This is a genomic window from Polynucleobacter sp. 35-46-11 (genome assembly GCF_002281105.1).
On record NZ_NCFJ01000731.1, the window covers coordinates 1 to 1,061 of the forward strand.

General features: G+C 48.4%; 3 protein-coding genes. 2 read left to right on the plus strand and 1 reads right to left on the minus strand.

Annotation, left to right across the window (positions count from 1 at the left end; genetic code table 11):
- Positions 1-269, minus strand: a 269-nt coding sequence (locus B7Y67_RS19160) for a Maf family protein (RefSeq protein ID WP_293599995.1), incomplete at its 3' end; no start/stop codon positions are given.
- 43 nt (positions 270-312) lie between these two features.
- On the opposite strand from B7Y67_RS19160, the gene B7Y67_RS19165 reads away from it, so the two are divergent.
- Both B7Y67_RS19165 and rpmF read left to right on the plus strand, forming a co-directional pair.
- Positions 313-891: a DUF177 domain-containing protein gene (locus B7Y67_RS19165; protein WP_293599994.1), complete on the plus strand. Its 579-nt coding sequence runs from the start codon at positions 313-315 to the stop codon at positions 889-891.
- Between the two features lie 105 nt (positions 892-996).
- Positions 997-1,061 (plus strand): 50S ribosomal protein L32 (gene rpmF / locus B7Y67_RS19170; protein ID WP_143744391.1); only part of this gene is annotated, 65 nt, incomplete at its 3' end.

Below are 1,061 nucleotides of genomic sequence, written 5' to 3' on the forward strand. Positions count from 1 at the left end.
TCAAAGTTTCCTGGTTTACCAATTGCCGCGCCACAGAGGTCGGCTACCTGATCGGAGCCAATGACCCAAGCCTCAGGGTGATCTTTAGCCACTGCGGCAGCTTTAGCCTTGGCTAGGCGTAAAGCTAAATCCACGGTGCTTTCACCGGGGAGTGGGGTTTCATCCACCTTGGGCGAGATCACATCAAAGGGGATCCGCAGGCGCTCTAACAGCTCGCGACGATAGACCGAGGTGGATGCCAGAATTAGTTTTTTTGCAGAATTACTCATCACTACTTGTACTTTCGCTAAAGCCTTCATTTAGACTGATGTCATGAATCGTAATCAAGTTTTACCTCAAGTTGAGCTATCCAATGATCCCAAGGTCTTAAGCCGGATCGATTTTTGTGCCCCTCAGTCCTATCAAGGCGCAGGGTTTCTAGAAATTTCAGTATTACCCAGGGTGGCTGAGGAGGCCTCTAGTATTGAGCCTGGGGATGGCTTTCATTGGCAGGTAAAGACCCATTTTGCTCATTCTCCAGGCTCTGAACCCCAGCAAATTCTGGAATTGGCCATAAAAGGCCGTATTCATCTGGTCTGTCAGAGCTGTTTGGCGGATTGCGGCCTCGATTTGGCTCAAGAGAGTCGATTTGTTCTGGTGACCACCGAGGAGGAAGCGGATGCCTTTCCGATGGAAGATGATCAACAGGAGCCACTGGTAGCCAGCCAGCACTTTGACCTTTTGGGCTTAATTGAGGATGAAATCCTCCTCTCACTTCCTTTAATTCCAAAGCACCCGGCGGGCGCCTGTCAGCCGCATGCCTCCTCATTTGGGGTGGGTGCCGACGTTGATGATGCTTCTGAAAAGCCGCAGAATCCCTTTAACATATTGAAAAATATGAAGAAAAATTGATGTAACCCCATATTGGGGAGCTTGCATTTCAAACACGTTTTATCAATTAATCAAGCATTTAGCTCAATTTACATGCTAGAATGTCGCCTTGCTTAGGAGTTCAATATGGCCGTCCAACAGAATAAAAAATCCCCATCCAAACGTGGCATGCACCGTGCGCACGACTTTTT

Excerpts from the sequence above, each read along its gene's own strand:
- B7Y67_RS19165 (WP_293599994.1), top strand. The coding sequence starts at position 313 with ATGAATCGTAATCAAGTTTTACCTCAAGTTGAGCTATCCAATGATCCC.